Raw genomic sequence first — 18,640 nt, forward strand, 5'->3', positions numbered from 1 at the left:
AAATGTTACAAGAATGTCTCAGGGTAGTAGCGGCAAGGATAATAAAATTGTAAATGTTAAAAAGCCACTCTTTTTTAGTGGCTTTTTATCGGCGCTTTTCAGGCGTAGAGAATGGCTTGTACCCGCCAGCGATCAACATGGCTGTCTTCCTGCATGGTTATGATGCGATACCACGACGCTCCCTGTTCATCTGCTTTAAGCGCGATCATGCGCTCTACATCCTGCGGACTCCCTGAGATATCACTCACGGAAATCAGTCCAATTTCATTCAAACCCGTCACACAATCAGCGCTGGCAAATTCGGCTGACTGAGCGGCAGTACTCACCAGACCGGCTGAGAGTAACAGTGAGGTCAAAGCAAGAGATCGTTTCATCGTCAGCTCCATTTTACGTGTCCCCGGTATCCGCCGGGCAATCCTTCGCAAATAAACTCATTTCCATTGCCGCAGGCATGGAGTTTATTGTGGACAGGAAAACGTCTATGGACGCAAAGCAGTGTAAATGTCGTTTAAATACCGCGCGTTATTTACGGTATAAAATGGCCTGCGAGTACCATTGTCCCGTCACGATGGTTTCATCGATAAGGATAATGACGTAGTAATCTGCTTTCGCGGCGACGGCTTTTGCTTTGATGGCATCTTCCACATCTGCGGGAGAGCCTCGCTCAAGTGCGGTGACGGTACCCATCCGTTGTAATCCTTCCGTCTGATTACGACGAATCTCTTGTGGGTGGTCGGCAACCGGTGGTGCAGGCTGTGGCGTGCCTTCTAACGCGCTACATCCGCCCAACACCAGCATCAGCAATAAAGCAGCAAACCTTCGCATAACCATATCTCGTTTCCTGATAGCCATAGTGTAGAACTCTGTTGATTTAGGATTGGGGGAATGTTCCCAAATTGTTAGCTGTGGCGTAAATTTCGAATGAAAATTGTGCGAAAGCGTAATCCAGTTCTCAACATTTTAAATCACCCTTTAGCATGAGGCCCAATGATGATTGAGCTTGAAATACGACAATTCGGCGACCATGAGAGTGTACATGCCGTTCCGGCGGGAAAACTGTCTCAGCCGTTGCCGGTTGTTATTTTTTATCATGGTTTTACCTCATCAAAGCTGGTCTACAGCTATTTTGCGGTTGCCCTGGCGCAGGCCGGTTTTCGGGTGGTAATGCCGGATGCACCGGATCATGGCGCACGCTTTACGGGGGATGAGCAGGCTCGTCTGGGGCAGTTCTGGCCGATCCTGCATGGCAACCTCACTGAATTTGCCGCGCTACGGGATGGTTTGTATCAGGCCGGGCTGGTGGCGGATGAACGTCTTGCGGTGGCCGGGGCCTCGATGGGCGGGATGACCGCGCTGGGCATCATGGCGCGCCATCCGGAGGTGAAATGCGTGGCAAGCCTGATGGGCTCTGGCTACTTTACCTCGCTAGCCCCTACGCTGTTCCCCCCACAGCCATCTGCGTCCTTCGCGGAGATGGTCTCTCCGCTTGCCGACTGGGAAGTAACGACCAGGCTACCCCGGCTGGCCGATCGTCCGCTGCTGCTGTGGCACGGGGAAGAGGATGATGTGGTGCCCGCCGCGGAGACCTTCCGTTTGCAGCAGGCATTGCGGCATGAAGGGCTGGACAAAAACCTGACCTGCTTGTGGGAGGGAGGGGTGAAACATCGCATTACGCCGACTGCCCTCGATGCCACGGTGGCGTTTTTCCGTCAGCATCTTTAAACGCGCAGGATCTTCACCCCCTGATCTTCCAGTTTCTGGAGGATCTGTGGGTCAGCACTTTTACCGGTGATCACCAGGTCTATCTGCTCGGCGCGGCTGAATAACATTCCCGCGCGCTCCCCGACCTTGCTGCTGTCAACCAGCACCACCAGTTTGCCGACCACGTTCAGCATGTTCTGTTCCGCCATCGCCGTCAGCATATCGGTTTTATACAGCCCTTCGGCGGTAAGTCCTTTCCCGCTGGTAAACATCCAGTGCCCGGCATAGAGCGTGTTCTCGCTGTCCTGCGGACTTAAGGTAATGGACTGGCTCTTGTTGTACTGTCCGCCCATGATCACCACGCTTTCGTGCTCCTGATCGATGAGGTAGTTGGCCAGCGGCAGGTAGTTGGTAATGATCTGCACCGGCTTGCCGCACATTTCGCGACCCAGCAGAAAGGCAGTTGAGCCACAGTTAATCACCACGCTTTCACCGGGATTCACCAGCTGGGAGGCGGCCCGGGCAATACGCACTTTCTCGTCATGATTCTGTGCCTGATGAATGTTCATCGGAGACCAGCGCGGGCGTTGTTGGCTGATCCCTTCCGCACCGTTACGGACTTTTTTCAGCTTCCCGCTTTCATCAAGTTTATTAATATCCCGGCGCGCGGTGGCAGGGGAAACGCCCAGCCGGGCAATCACTTGTTCCACGGTAACAAACCCCGTCTGCGCCAGGAGTTCGAGTAAGATTTGATGCCGCTGTGCTTCTGTCATGAGCTATTCCGAAATAAATTGATGTTAAAAGATGATATTTGAAATAGCCTGAAATTACTAAGTAAATGATGGACTCGCCAGGCGCAGCGCCTGGCGAGGGGGAAGCAATTACAGGAAAGATTTGAACGGCAGATCCGGCTCAATGGTGAAGCAGTCGTCAAAGCCGCGCGGGTAGTGATACTCAAAATTGTCTTTATCCAGCGGCCAGGTAAACTTGCCGCCCACCTGCCAGATAAACGGCTTAAAGCCATATTTCAGTCGATCTTTTTTCATCTCCCACAGCACGCGGATCTCCTGCGGATCGGCCTGGAAGTTTGACCAGATATCGTGGTGGAACGGGATCACCACCTGAGTATTGAGGGCTTCTGCCATGCGCAGAATATCGGCACTGGTCATTTTATCGGTGATGCCGCGTGGATTCTCGCCATAGGAACCCAGCGCCACGTCGATATGGTGCTCGTTGCCGTGCTTGGCATAGTAGTTGGAGTAGTGCGAGTCGCCGCTGTGGTACAGGGTACCGCCCGGGGTTTTAAACAGATAGTTTACCGCGCGCTCGTCCATGCCGTCTGGCAGCACACCGGCTGCCTTCTGATCTGCCGGCAGCGTAATCAGCGCCGTACGGTCAAACGCATCCAGCGCGTGGATTTCAATGTCTTTGATTTTCACCACATCGCCCGGCTTCACCACGATGCAGCGATCCTGTGGCACGCCCCAGCCGATCCAGATATCCACGCAGGTTTGCGGGCCGATAAAGGGCACGTCTGGCGCACAGTTTTGCATTACGGCGGCGGCGACATTCACATCAATGTGATCGTTATGATCGTGGGTTGCCAGCACGGCATCGATCTGACGGATGGCGAACGGATCGAGGACAAACGGCGTGGTGCGCAGGTTCGGTTGCAGCTTTTGCACCCCCGCCATACGCTGCATCTGATGCCCTTTCTTCATTAGCGGATTACCGTGGCTTTGCTTGCCGGTCCCGCACCAGAAGTCGACACAGACATTCGCGCCACCCTGGGATTTCAACCAGATCCCGGTACAGCCCAGCCACCACATGGCAAAGGTGCCTGGCGCAACCTGCTCCTGTTCAATCTCTTCATTCAGCCAGGTTCCCCATTCCGGGAAGGTGCTGAGGATCCATGATTCGCGGGTAATGGTGTTCACTTTACTCATTGTCAGACTCCCTCTTTCTCACAATTAATCATATGGTGATTTAATTTGATTGATATTGTCACCAATGAGTCAGTAATGCAATGGCCTGTTTACAGCAAAATGTCGCGCTGAAAGGACGTCTCTGACAAAAACGATCCATGATTTTAGCCGTTATATTTACACATCTTATTGAAATTAAATGATTTGTATTAAGTATTTCTATCGTCGGCAAAGACATTGCTCTGCGCAGGGAAGTAATTTGCGTGATGCGTCACAAATAATCAAATACAATCTTGTGGTGATTATTTGTGATTACTAGAGTGGTGGCCTGTTGTACGAGCACTACGCATCGTACTGCCTTTACCGGAGAGTGTTATGGAGATCCTCTACAGCGTCTTTACCGTCTTTTTTAATCAGGTCATGACCAATGCCCCGCTGCTGCTGGGTATCGTGACTTGCCTGGGTTATATCCTGCTGCGTAAAAGCGTGAGCGTGATAATCAAAGGCACCATTAAGACCATCATCGGTTTTATGCTGCTTCAGGCAGGTTCAGGTATTTTAACCAGCACCTTTAAGCCCGTTGTCGCCAAAATGTCCGAAGTTTATGGCATCAACGGCGCCATATCAGACACCTATGCTTCCATGATGGCCACCATCGAACGCATGGGCGATGCCTACAGTTGGGTGGGATACGCCGTGCTGCTGGCGCTGGCGCTGAACATTATTTATGTCCTGCTGCGCCGTATTACAGGCATTCGTACCATCATGCTGACCGGCCACATCATGTTCCAGCAGGCCGGGCTAATTGCCGTTTTCTTCTATATTTGCGGCTACCCAATGTGGACCACCATCATCTGTACGGCAGTGCTGGTGTCGCTCTACTGGGGTATCACCTCCAACATGATGTTCAAGCCAACCCAGGAAGTGACTGACGGCTGCGGCTTCTCCATCGGCCACCAGCAGCAGTTCGCCTCCTGGATTGCCTATAAAGTCGCGCCTTACCTCGGCAAAAAAGAGGAGAGCGTGGAAGATCTCAAGCTGCCGGGCTGGCTGAATATTTTCCACGACAACATCGTCTCGACGGCGATAGTCATGACCATCTTCTTCGGCGCGATTTTGCTCTCGTTCGGGATTGACGTTGTCCAGGCGATGGCGGGTAAAACCCACTGGACGATCTACATCCTGCAAACCGGTTTCTCTTTTGCGGTGGCCATTTTCATTATTACCCAGGGCGTGCGCATGTTCGTGGCCGAGCTCTCCGAAGCCTTCAACGGTATCTCTCAGCGCCTGATCCCCGGCGCGGTTCTGGCGATCGACTGTGCGGCTATCTATAGCTTTGCGCCGAATGCGGTGGTGTGGGGCTTTATGTGGGGCACCATCGGTCAGCTGATTGCGGTCGGTATTCTGGTGGGCTGCGGCTCTTCCATCCTCATCATTCCAGGCTTTATCCCGATGTTCTTCTCCAACGCCACCATTGGCGTGTTTGCTAACCACTTTGGCGGCTGGCGCGCGGCGCTCAAGATCTGTCTGGTGATGGGGATGATTGAAATCTTCGGCTGCGTGTGGGCGGTCAAGCTCACCGGCATGAGCGCCTGGATGGGGATGGCCGACTGGTCAATTCTGGCCCCGCCAATGATGCAGGGCTTCGCCTCCCTCGGCATCGTCTTTATGGCCGTCATTATTCTGATTGCCCTGGCGTATATGTTCTTCGCTGGCCGTTCGCTGCGGGCGGAAGAAGATGCGGAACAACAAACAGCAGAAGTTTCTGCTCACTAAGGAGTTTTGACTATGACCGTACGTATCCTGGCTGTGTGTGGCAATGGGCAAGGTAGCTCCATGATCATGAAGATGAAAGTGGACCAATTTTTAACCCAGTCAAACATTGACCACACGGTGAACAGCTGTGCGGTGGGTGAATACAAAAGTGAACTGAACGGCGCGGACATCATCATTGCCTCTACCCATATCGCCGGTGAAATCAGCGTCACAGGCAATAAATATGTGGTGGGGGTGCGCAACATGCTGTCGCCTGCGGACTTTGGCCCAAAACTGCTGGAAGTGATCAAAGAGCACTTTCCACAAGACGTGAAGTAAGGGGAACCATATGAAACTCCGTGATTCGCTGGCTGAAAATGACTCAATCCTGTTACAGGCCGAGGCCAGCATCTGGCAGGAAGCGGTAAAGCTGAGCGTTGACCTGCTGGTTAAGGCTGATGTTGTTGAGCCGCGCTATTACCAGGCCATTCTCGATGGCGTTGAGCAGTTTGGGCCGTACTTTGTCATTGCCCCGGGGCTGGCGATGCCGCATGGCCGTCCGGAAGAGGGCGTTAAAAAAACCGGTTTCGCCCTGGTCACCCTGAAAACGCCGCTGGTGTTTAACCATGAAGATAACGATCCGGTCGATATCCTCATCACCATGGCGGCCGTCGATGCCAACACCCATCAGGAGGTGGGCATCATGCAGATCGTCAATCTGTTTGAAGATGAAGCCAACTTTGACCGATTACGCGCCTGCCGCACCGGGCAGGACGTCCTGGATTTAATCGATAACGCCACTGCGGCGGCACTTTAAGAGGGAACGGAAATGTCATTACCAATGTTGCAGGTCGCGCTGGATAACCAAACTCTGGCCCACGCTTACGAAACGACACGTCTGATCACCGAAGAGGTGGACATCATCGAGGTGGGCACCATTCTGTGCGTGGGGGAAGGCGTTCGCGCCGTGCGCGATCTGAAAGCGCTCTATCCTCACAAAATTGTGCTGGCTGACGCCAAGATCGCAGATGCGGGCAAAATCCTGTCGCGGATGTGCTTCGAAGCTAACGCCGACTGGGTGACAGTGATCTGCTGTGCGGATATCAATACCGCCAAAGGGGCGCTGGACGTTGCTAAAGAGTTTAACGGCGACGTGCAGATCGAACTCACCGGTTTCTGGACCTGGAAGCAGGCGGAAGAGTGGCGCGATGCAGGCATTCAGCAGGTGGTCTATCACCGCAGCCGCGATGCGCAGGCCGCGGGAGTCGCCTGGGGTGATGCGGATATCAGTGCCGTTAAGCGCCTGGCGGAGATGGGCTTTAAGGTCACCGTCACCGGCGGCCTGGCGCTGGAGGATCTGCCGCTGTTCAAAGGTATCCCGATTCATGTCTTTATCGCCGGGCGCAGCATTCGTGATGCTGCTTCGCCGGTGGAAGCGGCGCGCCAGTTTAAACGTTCCATTGCCCAGCTGTGGGGATAAGGAGCGGTTATGTTAAGCAAGCAGGTGCCGCTAGGTATCTATGAAAAGGCACTCCCCGGCGGGGAGTGCTGGCTCGAGCGACTGAAACTGGCGCAATCGCTGGGTTTCGATTTCGTCGAAATGTCGGTGGATGAGACGGATGCGCGCCTTTCCCGTCTCGACTGGAGCCGCGAGCAGCGTCTGGCGCTGGTGAATGCGGTGGCCGAAACCGGCGTGCGCGTGTCCTCAATGTGCCTGAGTGCCCATCGTCGCTTTCCGCTGGGTAGTGAAGATGACGCCGTGCGCGCACAGGGGCTGGCGATCATGCGTAAAGCGATTCGCTTTGCCCAGGATGTAGGGATCCGCGTCATCCAGCTGGCGGGCTATGACGTTTATTACCAGCAGGCCAACAACGAAACGCGGCGTCGTTTCCGTGATGGTCTGAAAGAGAGCGTCGAGATGGCGAGCCGCGCCCAGGTGACGCTGGCGATGGAGATCATGGACTACCCGCTGATGAACTCCATCAGCAAGGCGCTGGGTTATGCCCATTACCTCAATAACCCGTGGTTCCAGCTCTATCCCGATATCGGCAACCTGTCCGCGTGGGATAACGACGTTCAGATGGAGCTACAGGCGGGTATTGGTCATATCGTGGCGGTACACGTCAAAGACACGCGGCCAGGCGTATTTAAAAACGTGCCGTTCGGCAGTGGCGTAGTGGATTTTGAGCGTTGTTTCCAGACGCTGAAAGAGAGTGGCTATTGCGGGCCCTGGCTGATTGAGATGTGGAGCGAAACCGCAGAAGATCCGCTGCAAGAGGTGGCAAAAGCCCGGGACTGGGTGCTGGAGCGGATGGCGCGGGCCGGGCTTATGGGAGGCGAAAATGCAGCAGCTTAAACAGCAGGCATTTGAGGCAAACATGGATTTGCCGCGTTACGCTCTGGTCACCTTTACCTGGGGAAACGTCAGCGCGATTGACCGGAACCGTGGGCTGGTGGCGATCAAACCCAGCGGCGTGGCCTATGAGGCTATGCGTGTGGAAGACATGGTGGTGGTGGATCTCGACGGCAAAGTGGTGGAGGGCCAGTGGCGGCCTTCGTCCGATACCGCGACCCATCTGGCGCTGTACCGGCGTTACCCCTCCCTTGGCGGCGTGGTGCATACCCACTCCACCCACGCCACGGCCTGGGCGCAGGCGGGGCTGGCTATTCCGGCACTGGGCACTACCCATGCAGACTACTTTTTTGGCGATATTCCCTGTACGCGGGCATTAACCGAAGAGGAGGTGCAGGGGGAGTACGAACTCAATACCGGCAGGGTGATCGTTGAAACCCTGGGTGAGAGCGAACCGCTGCACAGGCCGGGGATAGTGGTCTATCAGCATGGCCCCTTCGCCTGGGGTAAAGATGCGCACGATGCCGTGCATAATGCCGTGGTGATGGAGGAGGTGGCGCGAATGGCGTGGATAGCCCGCGGCATCAACCCTCATCTGCAACCTATAGACAGCTACCTGATGGACAAGCACTTTATGCGCAAGCATGGCCCGAACGCCTATTACGGGCAAAAATAAAAAAAGCCCCCGGGCAGGGGGCTAATTAGACTATGACAATATTTTCGTTGTTGGCTTTCCTGGTGCTAGCGTCAAAGCATTACCGGTAGATATCTGCGCTGACGTGCATATTGCCGTTGCTGCCCGGTTCACGGGTGAGCATGACGTGATAGTAGCGGGCATCCCGCGCTTCGGCTTCTGCAGTAATGGCTTCTGTTGCTTCGCTTTCCGTAGCGAAGTTGTGGTTGATATAAATGACGCCCAGACTTTGCACATCATCCATATTCCTGGCCTGTCGGCCGTCAACCTGAATCGCTGCTGTCGCGTTTGCACTGAGCAAAAGCGCAGCCAGAATGGCAAGGTTTATCTTTTTCATGATATGCGCTCCACGACAAACTACGGTGCGACGATAATCACTTCGGGTTTTGTCCTCAGAAGGGGTCTGATTAAAGTGTAACCCCTTATCTGGTGGGCAATGGCGACCATTTCTGATGCTGTTGTTCAAAAAAGCGCCGCGATCGTCCGTGAGCTATGGTAAATCACCCACTTAGACGAGCTTTGCGCTTTGTGCGAATTATTTGTGCAATGCGCTTGAGTTTCCAGGGGTCCGCAAGTATTATGACGCGTCAATTTTTCAGCCGACCTTTAACACGTTCCTTGCCTCCCCGGGCCTCGGCTGACCCAGACAGGAGGCTGAATAATCCGTAAGGAGCAATTCGATGCGTCATTACGAAATCGTTTTTATGGTCCATCCTGACCAGAGCGAACAGGTTCCGGGTATGATCGAGCGCTACACTGGTGCAATCACTGCAGCAGAAGGCACGATCCACCGTCTGGAAGACTGGGGCCGCCGTCAGCTGGCTTATCCGATCAACAAACTGCACAAAGCTCACTACGTTCTGCTGAACGTTGAAGCACCGCAGGAAGCGATCGATGAGCTGGAAACTAACTTCCGCTTCAACGATGCCGTTATCCGCAGCATGGTTATGCGTACCAAAAACGCAGTGACCGAAGCATCTCCGATGGTTAAAGCGAAAGACGAGCGCCGTGAGCGTCGCGATGATTTCGCAAACGAAACCGCAGATGATTCTGATGCTGGGGATTCTGAAGAGTAATTTCTGATGACCAACCGTCTGGTGTTGTCCGGTACCGTGTGCAGGACCCCCCTTCGTAAGGTCAGCCCATCAGGAATTCCTCACTGCCAGTTCGTGCTTGAGCATCGTTCAGTGCAGGAGGAAGCCGGGTTTCACCGGCAGGCGTGGTGCCAAATGCCCGTTATTATTAGCGGACACGAAAACCAGGCCATTACTCACAGTATAACGGTCGGTAGCGCAGTAACCGTTCAGGGGTTCATCTCTTGCCACAAGGCAAAGAACGGTCTGAGCAAAATGGTTCTGCATGCCGAGCAGATTGATTTGATAGATTCTGGAGACTAGCCATATGGCACGTTATTTCCGTCGTCGCAAGTTCTGCCGTTTCACCGCGGAAGGCGTTCAAGAGATCGACTATAAAGATATCGCAACGCTGAAAAACTACATCACCGAAAGCGGTAAGATTGTCCCAAGCCGTATCACCGGTACTCGTGCAAAATACCAGCGTCAGCTGGCTCGCGCTATCAAACGCGCTCGCTACCTGTCCCTGCTGCCGTACACTGATCGTCATCAGTAATCGGGCACGGTCCATTAATACGACTTTAAGAGGATAAGGTAATGCAAGTTATTCTGCTTGATAAAGTAGCAAACCTGGGCAGCCTGGGTGATCAGGTAAACGTTAAAGCGGGCTACGCTCGTAACTTCCTGGTTCCACAGGGTAAAGCTGTTCCTGCTACCAAGAAAAACGTAGAGTTTTTCGAAGCACGTCGTGCTGAACTGGAAGCCAAACTGGCTGACGTTCTGGCGGCTGCTAACGCTCGCGCTGAAGAAATCAACGCACTGGGCACTGTTACCATCGCGTCTAAAGCTGGCGACGAAGGTAAACTGTTCGGTTCCATCGGTACCCGCGACATCGCTGATGCAGTAACTGCAGCTGGCGTTAAAGTGGCTAAGAGCGAAGTTCGTCTGCCGAACGGCGTTCTGCGTACCACCGGTGAGCACGAAGTGGACTTCCAGGTTCACAGCGAAGTCTTCGCTAAACTGGTTGTTAACGTTGTTGCTGAGTAAGTAATTACTCGTCACCACGTCGAAGCGCCGGCCTTGTGCCGGCGTTTTGCTTTTTTAACGCGCCCTGTCCCACCTTTTACCTTCCAGGGTAGCTATTCCTGCCGCGTTCTCTGATAATAAAATGAAACGCCATTTTATCTTCGAGATTTGCTATGGACTCCGTTCTGCCCACGCCGATTTTTGCCCGTAAAAACATCGTTTTCGCCAGCGCGACGCTGTGCTGTTTGTTATGGGGAAGCTCCTATCCCGCCATTAAAAGCGGCTACGAACTCTTTCAGATTGCGACCAACGATATTTCATCAAAAGTCGTCTTTGCGGGTTATCGCTTTGTGTTTGCCGGCCTGCTGTTGCTGCTGTTAGCCCTTGCCCAGCGCAAGCCAATTGGTCGACTCAGCCCGCGGCAGTTTGGACAGCTGACGGTACTGGGCCTGACGCAGACGGCTATCCAGTACACGTTCTTTTATATCGGTCTCGCTTACACGACGGGTGCCAAAGGGTCGATCATGAACGCGACCGCCACCTTCTTTAGCGTCATGCTGGCGCACTTTATTTATCAGAACGACAAGATCAGCTACAACAAAGCCCTCGGTTGTATCCTCGGTTTTGCCGGGGTGATGATCGTGAACTTCAATAGCGGCCTGCAGGACTTCCATTTTGTCTGGAACGGCGACGGGTTTGTGGTGCTGGCGGCGTTTATCCTTTCAGCCGCCACGCTGTACGGCAAACGTATTTCTCAGACGGTCGACCCGATGGTGATGACCGGCTGGCAGCTGGCGATAGGCGGGGTGATGCTGGTTGTCGGAGGCTATATCACAGGCGGAACGCTGGCAGTACCCAGCGTCAAAGCGGCGGCCATCCTCGGTTATCTGACCCTGCTCTCCTCGGTGGCGTTTGCGCTGTGGAGTCTGCTGCTGAAATACAACCGCGTCAGTATGATTGCGCCATTCAACTTCTTAGTGCCGGTGGCAGGAACCGTCCTCTCTGCGATTTTCCTCGGGGAGAATATCCTTGAGATCAAATATGCCGTGGCGCTGGTGCTGGTCTGCTCGGGGATCTGGTGGGTCAACAAAGTGAGTGGAAAACAGGCCCGGTAAGCAACGCGCTACCGGGCGGACTGCTATTTAGCGCGGATAAAGCTGCCGTCAGACTGACGGGTAAACAGCACCTGCTGACCATTGCCGCTGTCAATGGTCAGCCCTGTCACCACGCCGCTCGCATTCTGGCGGATCTGCACCATCTGACCATTTTGCAGATTGCTCAGCGGCTTGCCCGCACCTTCAACCTGCGCCATCGCATAGACATCGGTCGGCGGCAGGTTGTGATCGCGGAACAGCTGCGCCATCGTTTTGCCCGGCTCTACGCGGTAGGAACGCCACTGCTGTTCGATACCCGGCACCGGCTGCGACTGCACGGGCGCGGCGGCCTGCTCCTGGGGCTGCTCTTCCTGAATCGGCTCCGGCTCAACCGGCGCCATCTGGCCCGGATCGTTAGAGGGGGAAACCAGCTGCGTCTGCATCGGTTGGCTATCGGGCTGCGGCTGCGTCTGCGAACGGAAATCCAGTTCGGCATCCCGGCGCACAGGCGCTGTCGCGCTGTCGTCAGCGCCTGGCAGCAGAAAACCAACAATAACCATCAGCGCACCGATGATAATGCCTCTGCGGTGCAGGGGCGGCAGCGGGTCCATGATGCGAAAGTTGTCTGGCGCATGCCAGATTTTCGTCAGGGTAGGTTTTAGTTCAAATGGCCCGGGCATGGCTCTCCTCCTGCTCCGCGTCTTTTTTCCTGTCCCGAGAAGTATAGTTTGCTAACTGCCTGATGAGCATTGCAAAGCCGGCTTCCGTGACACACATTCGGGAAAAATCCAGATAGTCTCTATTGTTTCCGTTTCATCGCAATTTGTCATCTTTCCATAAGACAAAGTTTTACCGGATGGAAGGTGGCTGTTATGCTGCCCGCTACTTTAAATGTGATGGAAGGAAATCCCATGACCACCCCGACTTTTGACACAATCGAAGCGCAGGCAAGCTACGGTATTGGTTTGCAGGTAGGACAGCAGCTGAGCGAATCAGGTCTGCAGGGTCTGTTACCGGAAGCGCTGGTGGCGGGTATCGCCGATGCGCTGGAAGGTAAGCACCCGGCGGTTCCGGTTGATGTGGTTCACCGCGCGCTGCGCGAAATCCACGAGCGTGCTGACACCGTCCGTCGCGCGCGTTTTGAAGAGATGGCAGCGGCAGGCGAGAAGTTCCTCGAAGAAAACCGTGAGCGCGAAGGCGTGAACAGCACTGAAACCGGCCTGCAGTTCCGCGTGATCAATCAGGGTGACGGCGCAATCCCGGCACGTACCGACCACGTTCGCGTGCACTACACCGGTAAACTGATCGACGGCACCGTGTTCGACAGCTCCGTTGCCCGCGGCGAACCGGCTGAATTCCCGGTAAACGGCGTGATCCCAGGCTGGATCGAAGCTCTGACCCTGATGCCGGTTGGCTCCAAATGGGAACTGACTATCCCTCAGAACCTGGCCTACGGCGAGCGTGGCGCAGGCGCGTCCATTCCGCCATTCAGCACCCTGGTCTTTGAAGTCGAGCTGCTGGAAATTCTGTAATTCCGCGCATTTTCCTCTCCCCAGCAGGGGAGAGGAAATCAGTTAAAAAACCTATAGTTACGCGCTAATCAACAGATTATCTTGCAAATGATCGCATTAAGTGTATTTTTGTGAGCTGTTTTGCGTTGCTTAAGTGATATGACACTCACTTTCAACATATTGTTAACATAATATTTAATTCATAGTATTCATCCCGCCGATTCTTACCTAATATCGATGAGTCCTTAATCGGACCGTCGCTTTTCGACGTAATAAAGGGCCAGAAGAGCCTAAACAACACAGGCAGTTACAACAGGAAAACATCACATGGTAGATCAGGTAAAAGTCGTTGCCGACGAAGAGGCACCGTCTGAACAGTCGCTACGGCGTAATCTCACAAACCGTCATATTCAGCTTATCGCCATCGGCGGGGCCATCGGCACCGGGCTGTTTATGGGGTCAGGTAAAACCATCAGCCTTGCCGGTCCGTCGATCATTTTTGTCTATATGATTATCGGCTTTATGCTCTTTTTCGTGATGCGGGCAATGGGAGAGCTGCTGCTCTCGAATCTCGAATACAAATCCTTCAGCGACTTTGCCTCCGACCTTCTCGGGCCGTGGGCGGGTTACTTTACCGGCTGGACCTACTGGTTCTGCTGGGTGGTCACCGGGATGGCCGACGTCGTCGCCATTACGGCCTATGCGCAGTTCTGGTTCCCCGGGCTGTCGGACTGGGTTGCCTCGCTGGCGGTAATTGTTCTGCTGCTGAGCCTTAACCTCGCCACCGTAAAAATGTTCGGTGAGATGGAGTTCTGGTTCGCGATGATCAAAATCGTCGCCATCGTTGGCCTGATTGTGGTCGGCCTGGTGATGGTGATGACCCACTTTACCTCCCCGAGCGGCGTTGAGGCCTCGTTCTCCCATCTGTGGAATGACGGCGGCTGGTTCCCGAAAGGGCTGAGCGGATTCTTTGCCGGCTTCCAGATTGCGGTCTTCGCCTTCGTGGGGATTGAGCTGGTAGGTACGACAGCTGCTGAAACCAAAGATCCTGAGAAGTCTCTGCCGCGGGCGATTAACTCGATTCCCGTGCGTATCATCATGTTCTACGTCTTCGCGCTGATCGTGATTATGTCGGTCACGCCGTGGAGTTCCGTTGTCCCAACCAAGAGCCCGTTCGTTGAGCTGTTTGTGCTGGTGGGTCTGCCGGCAGCGGCGAGCCTGATTAACTTCGTGGTGCTGACCTCCGCGGCCTCGTCGGCTAACAGCGGCGTGTTCTCCACCAGCCGTATGCTGTTCGGCCTAGCGCAGGAAGGCGTGGCGCCGAGCGCGTTCGCCAAGCTCTCAAAGCGTGCGGTACCGGCAAAAGGGCTGACCTTCTCCTGTATCTGCCTGCTGGGCGGCGTGGTGATGCTCTACGTGAACCCAAGCGTGATTGGCGCGTTCACCATGATCACCACGGTCTCGGCGATCCTGTTCATGTTCGTCTGGACCATCATCCTGTGCTCGTACCTGGTGTACCGCAAACAGCGTCCGCACCTGCATGAAAAATCCATCTACAAGATGCCGCTTGGCAAGCTGATGTGCTGGGTCTGCATGGCGTTCTTCGTGTTTGTGCTGGTGCTGCTGACTCTGGAAGAGGATACCCGTCAGGCGCTGATCGTGACGCCGCTGTGGTTTATCGCGCTGGGACTGGGCTGGCTGTTTATTGGTAAGAAAAGAATGGCTGGCGTAAGGTAAAAGCGAAACGGCAACGTCGGTTGCCGTTTGTAGGCCCGGTAAGCGCTAGCGCCACCGGGCTTTTTTTATTCCCCGGCCAGCGCCCGTGGGAACAGCACGTTATTCTCGAGGCTGATGTGCTCCATCAGGTCGTCGATCATCTCGTTAATCCCGTTATACATTGCGCGCCAGGTGGTGCAGGCATCCGCCGGCGGGGTCACGTTGTTGGTGATGTGCTTGATCACCTCCACCAGTTCACCGGCGTCGTCATGCTCGCTTTCCATCACGCTGATGGGCCCCATCGCCTGGCTACCCATCCCCTGTTTGATCATCGGGAACAGGATCTGCTCCTCTTTCATCATGTGGCTGGAGAGCTCTTCGTGCAGCATGGTCAGGTTCTTCGCCAGACCGCGCGGGACAGAGGCTTTCTCCGCATGGACGCGCTCAACTTTGGTCGCCTGCAGGATCAGTTCCGGCAGCTGCTCACGGTGGCGGTCATGGTAGCGGACGATGATGTGATTGATGATTTCGCCCAGCGCCACGCTGCGCCAGTCTTTTTCCAGCGGCTGCTCAGCCAGTTTCGCCAGTTCAGCTTCGATGAGGTCCAGATCCAGTTCCTTACGCGATGCCGCCCGCGCCAGGGTTTGCTTACCGCCGCAGCAGTAATCCATATCGTATTTACGAAACAGCGCGGAAGCGCGTGGGATGGAGAGCGCCAGCTCGCCTAAAGGTTGGTCGCGGAAGGCCATGGTCGTTACCTCATCGTTATTTGATAAGATGCATTTTAAATGCATCTTTAAGGTGAAGATATAACCCTTTAGGAGCAGAGGGTAAAAAGGAGGATAATTCACAAAACTTTCTTATGGTTTAACTTGCTGAATGGATTTGATTATTTCCAAAAAATAGGGTGGTTAGACCACGAAACGTTAAATAACACGCCTGCTCTGCCGATATGTCCTCAACAGACAATGTCCTGCACATAAGGTTAAGAATGTTTAAACGGATTAAAGTAATCACCCTGTTAGTCTCGGTACTGCTGGTGCTCGGGCTGATGCAAATCATCGCCGCGACGGTTTTTATCAATGCCCTGAACAATGATAAGAGCAATTTCACCGTCTCCCAGCTGTCAAGCCAGAACGTGGCAGAGTTTACCGACGCGTGGATCAGTCTGAACCAGGCGCGCGTTACCCTTAACCGCGGCATGCTTCGTCTGCAAAGCAGTACGGCGACCGAGATCAACGGCACGCAGCTGGGCGAGCTGGTCACCGCCGGGAAATCCCTGCTGGCCGAAGCGCAGGGGCACTACGACAAATACTATGCCCTGCCGGAAACACCGGGCATGGATGAGAAGCTGGCCGATCGGCTGGAAGAGCAGTATCGCGCTTACCACACCACGCTGACGAAAATGAACGCGCTGTTGGCCGAGGGCAAGCTGGACGATATGTTCAAGCAGAATGCCGAGAAGAAGCAGGTGGCGATGCAGGCGGTATACCGCGAATGGCGTGAAGCGCAGGCGAAGCTGACCAGCGCGGGCATCACCGATAACGAGAACGACTACCAGCGTATCCTGTGGATCCTCTCGGCCATTATGGTGGTTGTGGTGGCGGTGATTGTCGCCAGCTGGATCGCCATGCGCAACGTGCTGCTGAAGCCGCTGCATGAGGTGATTGCGCATATTCGCGCCATTGCCGCCGGCGATCTGACGCAACCGATCGATGCCCGGGGTCAGAATGAAATGGCGCTGCTGGCGCATAACGTTCACGAAATGCAAAAGGCGCTGGCCAACACCGTGGGCGTGGTCCGCGATGGGGCGGATACCATTTTCACCGGCGCCGGTGAAATCTCCGCAGGCAGCAACGACCTCTCTTCCCGCACCGAGCAGCAGGCGGCCTCGCTGGAAGAGACCGCAGCCAGCATGGAGCAGTTAACCGCCACCGTGAAGCAGAACGCCGATAACGCCCGTCAGGCGTCACGGCTGGCGCTGGATGCCTCCTCTACCGCGAAGAAAGGCGGAAACGTGGTTGAAGGCGTGGTGCGCACCATGGACGAGATCGCCACCAGCTCCAGCAAGATTGCCCAGATCACTAACGTGATTGATGGCATCGCCTTCCAGACCAACATTCTGGCGCTGAACGCGGCGGTAGAAGCGGCACGTGCCGGCGAACAGGGGCGCGGATTTGCGGTGGTGGCAGGGGAAGTCCGTACCCTGGCCCAGCGCAGCGCCCAGGCCGCGAAAGAGATCAAAGGCCTGATTGACGACTCTGGCGCGCGCGTCAGCGCGGGTTCCGCACTGGTGAATGAAGCCGGCGCGACGATGGCGGAAATCGTCAGCGCCGTCACCCGCGTGACTGACATCATGGGCGAAATCGCTTCCGCTTCGGATGAGCAGAGCCGCGGTATCGACCAGGTGGGTCAGGCGGTGGCCGAAATGGATCGCGTCACCCAGCAGAACGCCTCGCTGGTTGAGGAGTCTGCGGCGGCGGCGGCAGCGCTGGAAGAGCAGGCGGCGCGCCTGAACGAGGCGGTGGCGGTGTTTAAGATTGTTCACGGTCAGGCGGCCAAAGCGGCACCAGTAAAAACCTATACCGCAAAAGCGAAACCGGTGCTGGCCACAACGGACGCTAACTGGGAAACCTTCTGACAGACGCCGGGTGGCGCTAACGCTTACCCGGCCTACGAAACCTGCCGGGTGGCGGCTTCGCCTTGCCCGGCCTGGGAAACCGTAGGCCCGGCAAGCGTAGCGCCGCCGGGCAATATCTACAGCTCCGAAGCCGGAACGACCAGGGGTTTTTCCGGCTTCGCGCTGACCGCGATCACCACTCCCACCACCAGCAACACAATCCCCGTGCCGGTTAACAGCGGCGGCAGACTCTGGCGCATCAGGAAGGTATACAGCAGTCCGGCCAGGGTTTCGAAAACGATCAACGGCCCCAGGATCACCGTCGGCAATTTCTGGCTGGCGACGTTCCAGCACAGAGCACCTACCCACGAGCAGCAGACGGCAATCGCCACCATCAGCCCGAGGAAGACCCAGGGACGCGGCCCCAGCGGCAGGGCGAAGTCCGGCTGCTGCACGTTCAGCCAGGCGCAGGCGGCGAGATAGCCCAGCAGCGATACCGGCAGCGTTACCAGCGCCTGCGCGGTAGCCCACATCATCGGATGTTTGTCCGGATTTTCCCGCAGCCAGCGGGCATTACGCAGGGCATACCATGCCCAACAGACCACCGACACCGACGCCAGCAGGATCCCCGAGACATAGCGCCAGCCGCTGCCTCCCGCCACGCCGTGCCGCAGCTCGGCAATGTTGACGCAGGCCAGCCCCAGGGCAATGGCGATCAGCCCGGGCACCATCTTCGACCATGCCAGCTTGCCGTCGCGCTGGCTGTAGAGCAGATTGGCGAACACCGGGATCACCACCGGCAGCGTGCCGATGATCATCGTTGAGACGGGGGCCCCGGTACGCTGAATGGCGCTCGCCAGACAGATGTAATAGATGAGGTTGCCCATCATGGTCAGCGCCAGCGCGGTCAGCCAGTCGCGACCGGTAAGCTGGCGTAACCGCACGCGGCCGAGCCAGGCGATCGGCAGGGCGATCAGCCCCAGCGCCAGGTAACGCCCCATCGACTGCAACGCCGCCGGGTACTCCGGCACAATCAACGGGCCGACAAAAATCAGCCCCCACATCAACCCTGCAAGCAGGGCATACAACACGCCGCTAACCATTTTTCTATCCATTTTCGCTGAACCTGCTGGCAGTGTAGAAAGGCAAAAGGGGGGCGTATTGTATGAGAT

The 18,640-nt window shown here is 55.6% G+C and carries 23 protein-coding genes; 15 read left to right on the forward strand and 8 right to left on the reverse strand.

Annotated elements, in window-relative coordinates; translation table 11 throughout:
- Nucleotides 1-98: 98 nt before the first annotated feature.
- Together yjfN and bsmA are read right to left on the reverse strand one after the other, a co-directional pair.
- Entirely contained in the window at nucleotides 99-386 is a 288-nt protein-coding gene (yjfN, locus tag GNG27_RS02270) for a DUF1471 family protease activator YjfN (protein WP_142487965.1), read from the reverse strand.
- A gap of 136 nt (nucleotides 387-522) precedes the next feature.
- Nucleotides 523-852 carry a biofilm peroxide resistance protein BsmA gene (gene bsmA / locus GNG27_RS02275; protein ID WP_156262755.1) on the reverse strand — a complete coding sequence of 110 codons (330 nt, stop codon included), beginning with the start codon at nucleotides 850-852 and terminating at the stop codon, nucleotides 523-525.
- Between the two features lie 138 nt (nucleotides 853-990).
- On the opposite strand from bsmA, the gene yjfP reads away from it, so the two are divergent.
- Nucleotides 991-1,722 (forward strand): esterase, encoded by a 732-nt coding sequence (gene yjfP, locus GNG27_RS02280; protein WP_156265023.1) that lies wholly within the window; start codon nucleotides 991-993, stop codon nucleotides 1,720-1,722.
- On the opposite strand, the gene ulaR is transcribed toward yjfP, so the two are convergent.
- Both ulaR and ulaG read right to left on the reverse strand, forming a co-directional pair.
- A complete protein-coding gene (gene ulaR / locus GNG27_RS02285) occupies nucleotides 1,719-2,474 on the reverse strand; it encodes an HTH-type transcriptional regulator UlaR (protein ID WP_156262756.1) in 756 nt (251 codons plus the stop codon). The genes yjfP and ulaR overlap by 4 nt on opposite strands.
- A 108-nt stretch (nucleotides 2,475-2,582) precedes the next feature.
- Nucleotides 2,583-3,647: an L-ascorbate 6-phosphate lactonase gene (gene ulaG / locus GNG27_RS02290; RefSeq protein WP_142487968.1), complete on the reverse strand. Its 1,065-nt coding sequence runs from the start codon at nucleotides 3,645-3,647 to the stop codon at nucleotides 2,583-2,585.
- Between the two features lie 354 nt (nucleotides 3,648-4,001).
- Here ulaG and ulaA point away from each other — a divergent pair, with 354 nt between their 5' ends.
- The 6 genes from ulaA to GNG27_RS02320 are packed head-to-tail and all read left to right on the forward strand — an operon-like array spanning nucleotide 4,002 to nucleotide 8,410.
- On the forward strand, nucleotides 4,002-5,402 hold the full coding sequence (ulaA, locus tag GNG27_RS02295; RefSeq protein WP_142487969.1) for a PTS ascorbate transporter subunit IIC: 1,401 nt from the start codon (nucleotides 4,002-4,004) through the stop codon (nucleotides 5,400-5,402).
- 12 nt (nucleotides 5,403-5,414) lie between these two features.
- Entirely contained in the window at nucleotides 5,415-5,720 is a 306-nt protein-coding gene (gene ulaB, locus GNG27_RS02300) for a PTS ascorbate transporter subunit IIB (protein WP_108476136.1), read from the forward strand.
- Between the two features lie 10 nt (nucleotides 5,721-5,730).
- Nucleotides 5,731-6,198, forward strand: coding sequence for a PTS ascorbate transporter subunit IIA (gene ulaC / locus GNG27_RS02305; protein ID WP_156262757.1), 468 nt, complete (start codon nucleotides 5,731-5,733; stop codon nucleotides 6,196-6,198).
- Nucleotides 6,199-6,210: 12 nt separating this feature from the next.
- A complete protein-coding gene (locus GNG27_RS02310) occupies nucleotides 6,211-6,861 on the forward strand; it encodes a 3-keto-L-gulonate-6-phosphate decarboxylase UlaD (RefSeq protein ID WP_156262758.1) in 651 nt (216 codons plus the stop codon).
- A gap of 9 nt (nucleotides 6,862-6,870) precedes the next feature.
- Nucleotides 6,871-7,737, forward strand: coding sequence for an L-ribulose-5-phosphate 3-epimerase (locus GNG27_RS02315; RefSeq protein WP_156262759.1), 867 nt, complete (start codon nucleotides 6,871-6,873; stop codon nucleotides 7,735-7,737).
- The gene (locus GNG27_RS02320) at nucleotides 7,724-8,410 is read left to right on the forward strand and encodes an L-ribulose-5-phosphate 4-epimerase (protein WP_156262760.1); all 687 of its coding nucleotides are present in this window, start codon (nucleotides 7,724-7,726) and stop codon (nucleotides 8,408-8,410) included. The genes GNG27_RS02315 and GNG27_RS02320 overlap by 14 nt, the downstream gene beginning before the upstream one ends.
- A gap of 79 nt (nucleotides 8,411-8,489) precedes the next feature.
- Here GNG27_RS02320 and yjfY read toward each other — a convergent pair whose 3' ends face one another.
- Nucleotides 8,490-8,765 carry a DUF1471 family protein YjfY gene (gene yjfY / locus GNG27_RS02325; protein ID WP_142487974.1) on the reverse strand — a complete coding sequence of 92 codons (276 nt, stop codon included), beginning with the start codon at nucleotides 8,763-8,765 and terminating at the stop codon, nucleotides 8,490-8,492.
- A 343-nt stretch (nucleotides 8,766-9,108) separates the two neighbouring features.
- Between yjfY and rpsF the strand changes: the two genes are divergently transcribed.
- From rpsF to GNG27_RS02350, 5 genes are all read left to right on the forward strand, one after another.
- A complete protein-coding gene (gene rpsF / locus GNG27_RS02330; protein ID WP_011915632.1) occupies nucleotides 9,109-9,504 on the forward strand; it encodes a 30S ribosomal protein S6 in 396 nt (131 codons plus the stop codon).
- A 6-nt stretch (nucleotides 9,505-9,510) separates the two neighbouring features.
- Nucleotides 9,511-9,825, forward strand: coding sequence for a primosomal replication protein N (gene priB, locus GNG27_RS02335; protein ID WP_006178996.1), 315 nt, complete (start codon nucleotides 9,511-9,513; stop codon nucleotides 9,823-9,825).
- A 4-nt stretch (nucleotides 9,826-9,829) separates the two neighbouring features.
- Nucleotides 9,830-10,057: a 30S ribosomal protein S18 gene (gene rpsR / locus GNG27_RS02340; protein ID WP_000135199.1), complete on the forward strand. Its 228-nt coding sequence runs from the start codon at nucleotides 9,830-9,832 to the stop codon at nucleotides 10,055-10,057.
- A gap of 41 nt (nucleotides 10,058-10,098) precedes the next feature.
- The gene (rplI, locus tag GNG27_RS02345; protein ID WP_142487975.1) at nucleotides 10,099-10,548 is read left to right on the forward strand and encodes a 50S ribosomal protein L9; all 450 of its coding nucleotides are present in this window, start codon (nucleotides 10,099-10,101) and stop codon (nucleotides 10,546-10,548) included.
- A 152-nt stretch (nucleotides 10,549-10,700) separates the two neighbouring features.
- A complete protein-coding gene (locus tag GNG27_RS02350; RefSeq protein WP_142487976.1) occupies nucleotides 10,701-11,642 on the forward strand; it encodes a DMT family transporter in 942 nt (313 codons plus the stop codon).
- Between the two features lie 23 nt (nucleotides 11,643-11,665).
- On the opposite strand, the gene GNG27_RS02355 is transcribed toward GNG27_RS02350, so the two are convergent.
- On the reverse strand, nucleotides 11,666-12,301 hold the full coding sequence (locus GNG27_RS02355) for an OapA family protein (protein ID WP_142487977.1): 636 nt from the start codon (nucleotides 12,299-12,301) through the stop codon (nucleotides 11,666-11,668).
- Between the two features lie 231 nt (nucleotides 12,302-12,532).
- Here GNG27_RS02355 and fklB point away from each other — a divergent pair, with 231 nt between their 5' ends.
- Nucleotides 12,533-13,153, forward strand: coding sequence for an FKBP-type peptidyl-prolyl cis-trans isomerase (fklB, locus tag GNG27_RS02360; RefSeq protein ID WP_185902404.1), 621 nt, complete (start codon nucleotides 12,533-12,535; stop codon nucleotides 13,151-13,153).
- Nucleotides 13,154-13,459: 306 nt separating this feature from the next.
- Nucleotides 13,460-14,869 carry a D-serine/D-alanine/glycine transporter gene (gene cycA, locus GNG27_RS02365; RefSeq protein WP_142487979.1) on the forward strand — a complete coding sequence of 470 codons (1,410 nt, stop codon included), beginning with the start codon at nucleotides 13,460-13,462 and terminating at the stop codon, nucleotides 14,867-14,869.
- A gap of 65 nt (nucleotides 14,870-14,934) precedes the next feature.
- Here cycA and ytfE read toward each other — a convergent pair whose 3' ends face one another.
- Nucleotides 14,935-15,597, reverse strand: a complete 663-nt coding sequence (gene ytfE, locus GNG27_RS02370) for an iron-sulfur cluster repair protein YtfE (RefSeq protein ID WP_106994067.1) — start codon at nucleotides 15,595-15,597, stop codon at nucleotides 14,935-14,937.
- A 242-nt stretch (nucleotides 15,598-15,839) separates the two neighbouring features.
- On the opposite strand from ytfE, the gene GNG27_RS02375 reads away from it, so the two are divergent.
- A complete protein-coding gene (locus GNG27_RS02375; protein WP_156262761.1) occupies nucleotides 15,840-17,489 on the forward strand; it encodes a methyl-accepting chemotaxis protein in 1,650 nt (549 codons plus the stop codon).
- Nucleotides 17,490-17,605: 116 nt separating this feature from the next.
- Here GNG27_RS02375 and GNG27_RS02380 read toward each other — a convergent pair whose 3' ends face one another.
- Nucleotides 17,606-18,571 carry a DMT family transporter gene (locus GNG27_RS02380; RefSeq protein WP_156265025.1) on the reverse strand — a complete coding sequence of 322 codons (966 nt, stop codon included), beginning with the start codon at nucleotides 18,569-18,571 and terminating at the stop codon, nucleotides 17,606-17,608.
- Nucleotides 18,572-18,640: the final 69 nt, after the last annotated feature.

Origin of the sequence: Leclercia sp. 119287, assembly GCF_009734485.1 — a bacterium.
Lineage (GTDB): Bacteria > Pseudomonadota > Gammaproteobacteria > Enterobacterales > Enterobacteriaceae > Enterobacter > Enterobacter adecarboxylatus_C.

Coding starts and splice junctions, on each gene's coding strand:
- GNG27_RS02375 (WP_156262761.1), top strand. CDS start 15,840: ATGTTTAAACGGATTAAAGTAATCACCCTGTTAGTCTCGGTACTGCTG.
- rpsR (WP_000135199.1), top strand. CDS start 9,830: ATGGCACGTTATTTCCGTCGTCGCAAGTTCTGCCGTTTCACCGCGGAA.
- ulaR (WP_156262756.1), bottom strand. CDS start 2,474: ATGACAGAAGCACAGCGGCATCAAATCTTACTCGAACTCCTGGCGCAG.
- GNG27_RS02355 (WP_142487977.1), bottom strand. CDS start 12,301: ATGCCCGGGCCATTTGAACTAAAACCTACCCTGACGAAAATCTGGCAT.
- GNG27_RS02380 (WP_156265025.1), bottom strand. CDS start 18,571: ATGGTTAGCGGCGTGTTGTATGCCCTGCTTGCAGGGTTGATGTGGGGG.
- cycA (WP_142487979.1), top strand. CDS start 13,460: ATGGTAGATCAGGTAAAAGTCGTTGCCGACGAAGAGGCACCGTCTGAA.
- ulaG (WP_142487968.1), bottom strand. CDS start 3,647: ATGAGTAAAGTGAACACCATTACCCGCGAATCATGGATCCTCAGCACC.
- fklB (WP_185902404.1), top strand. CDS start 12,533: ATGACCACCCCGACTTTTGACACAATCGAAGCGCAGGCAAGCTACGGT.
- GNG27_RS02315 (WP_156262759.1), top strand. CDS start 6,871: ATGTTAAGCAAGCAGGTGCCGCTAGGTATCTATGAAAAGGCACTCCCC.
- bsmA (WP_156262755.1), bottom strand. CDS start 852: ATGGCTATCAGGAAACGAGATATGGTTATGCGAAGGTTTGCTGCTTTA.
- ulaB (WP_108476136.1), top strand. CDS start 5,415: ATGACCGTACGTATCCTGGCTGTGTGTGGCAATGGGCAAGGTAGCTCC.
- rplI (WP_142487975.1), top strand. CDS start 10,099: ATGCAAGTTATTCTGCTTGATAAAGTAGCAAACCTGGGCAGCCTGGGT.
- GNG27_RS02320 (WP_156262760.1), top strand. CDS start 7,724: ATGCAGCAGCTTAAACAGCAGGCATTTGAGGCAAACATGGATTTGCCG.
- yjfP (WP_156265023.1), top strand. CDS start 991: ATGATTGAGCTTGAAATACGACAATTCGGCGACCATGAGAGTGTACAT.
- ulaC (WP_156262757.1), top strand. CDS start 5,731: ATGAAACTCCGTGATTCGCTGGCTGAAAATGACTCAATCCTGTTACAG.
- yjfY (WP_142487974.1), bottom strand. CDS start 8,765: ATGAAAAAGATAAACCTTGCCATTCTGGCTGCGCTTTTGCTCAGTGCA.
- priB (WP_006178996.1), top strand. CDS start 9,511: ATGACCAACCGTCTGGTGTTGTCCGGTACCGTGTGCAGGACCCCCCTT.
- yjfN (WP_142487965.1), bottom strand. CDS start 386: ATGGAGCTGACGATGAAACGATCTCTTGCTTTGACCTCACTGTTACTC.
- ulaA (WP_142487969.1), top strand. CDS start 4,002: ATGGAGATCCTCTACAGCGTCTTTACCGTCTTTTTTAATCAGGTCATG.
- rpsF (WP_011915632.1), top strand. CDS start 9,109: ATGCGTCATTACGAAATCGTTTTTATGGTCCATCCTGACCAGAGCGAA.
- GNG27_RS02310 (WP_156262758.1), top strand. CDS start 6,211: ATGTCATTACCAATGTTGCAGGTCGCGCTGGATAACCAAACTCTGGCC.
- GNG27_RS02350 (WP_142487976.1), top strand. CDS start 10,701: ATGGACTCCGTTCTGCCCACGCCGATTTTTGCCCGTAAAAACATCGTT.
- ytfE (WP_106994067.1), bottom strand. CDS start 15,597: ATGGCCTTCCGCGACCAACCTTTAGGCGAGCTGGCGCTCTCCATCCCA.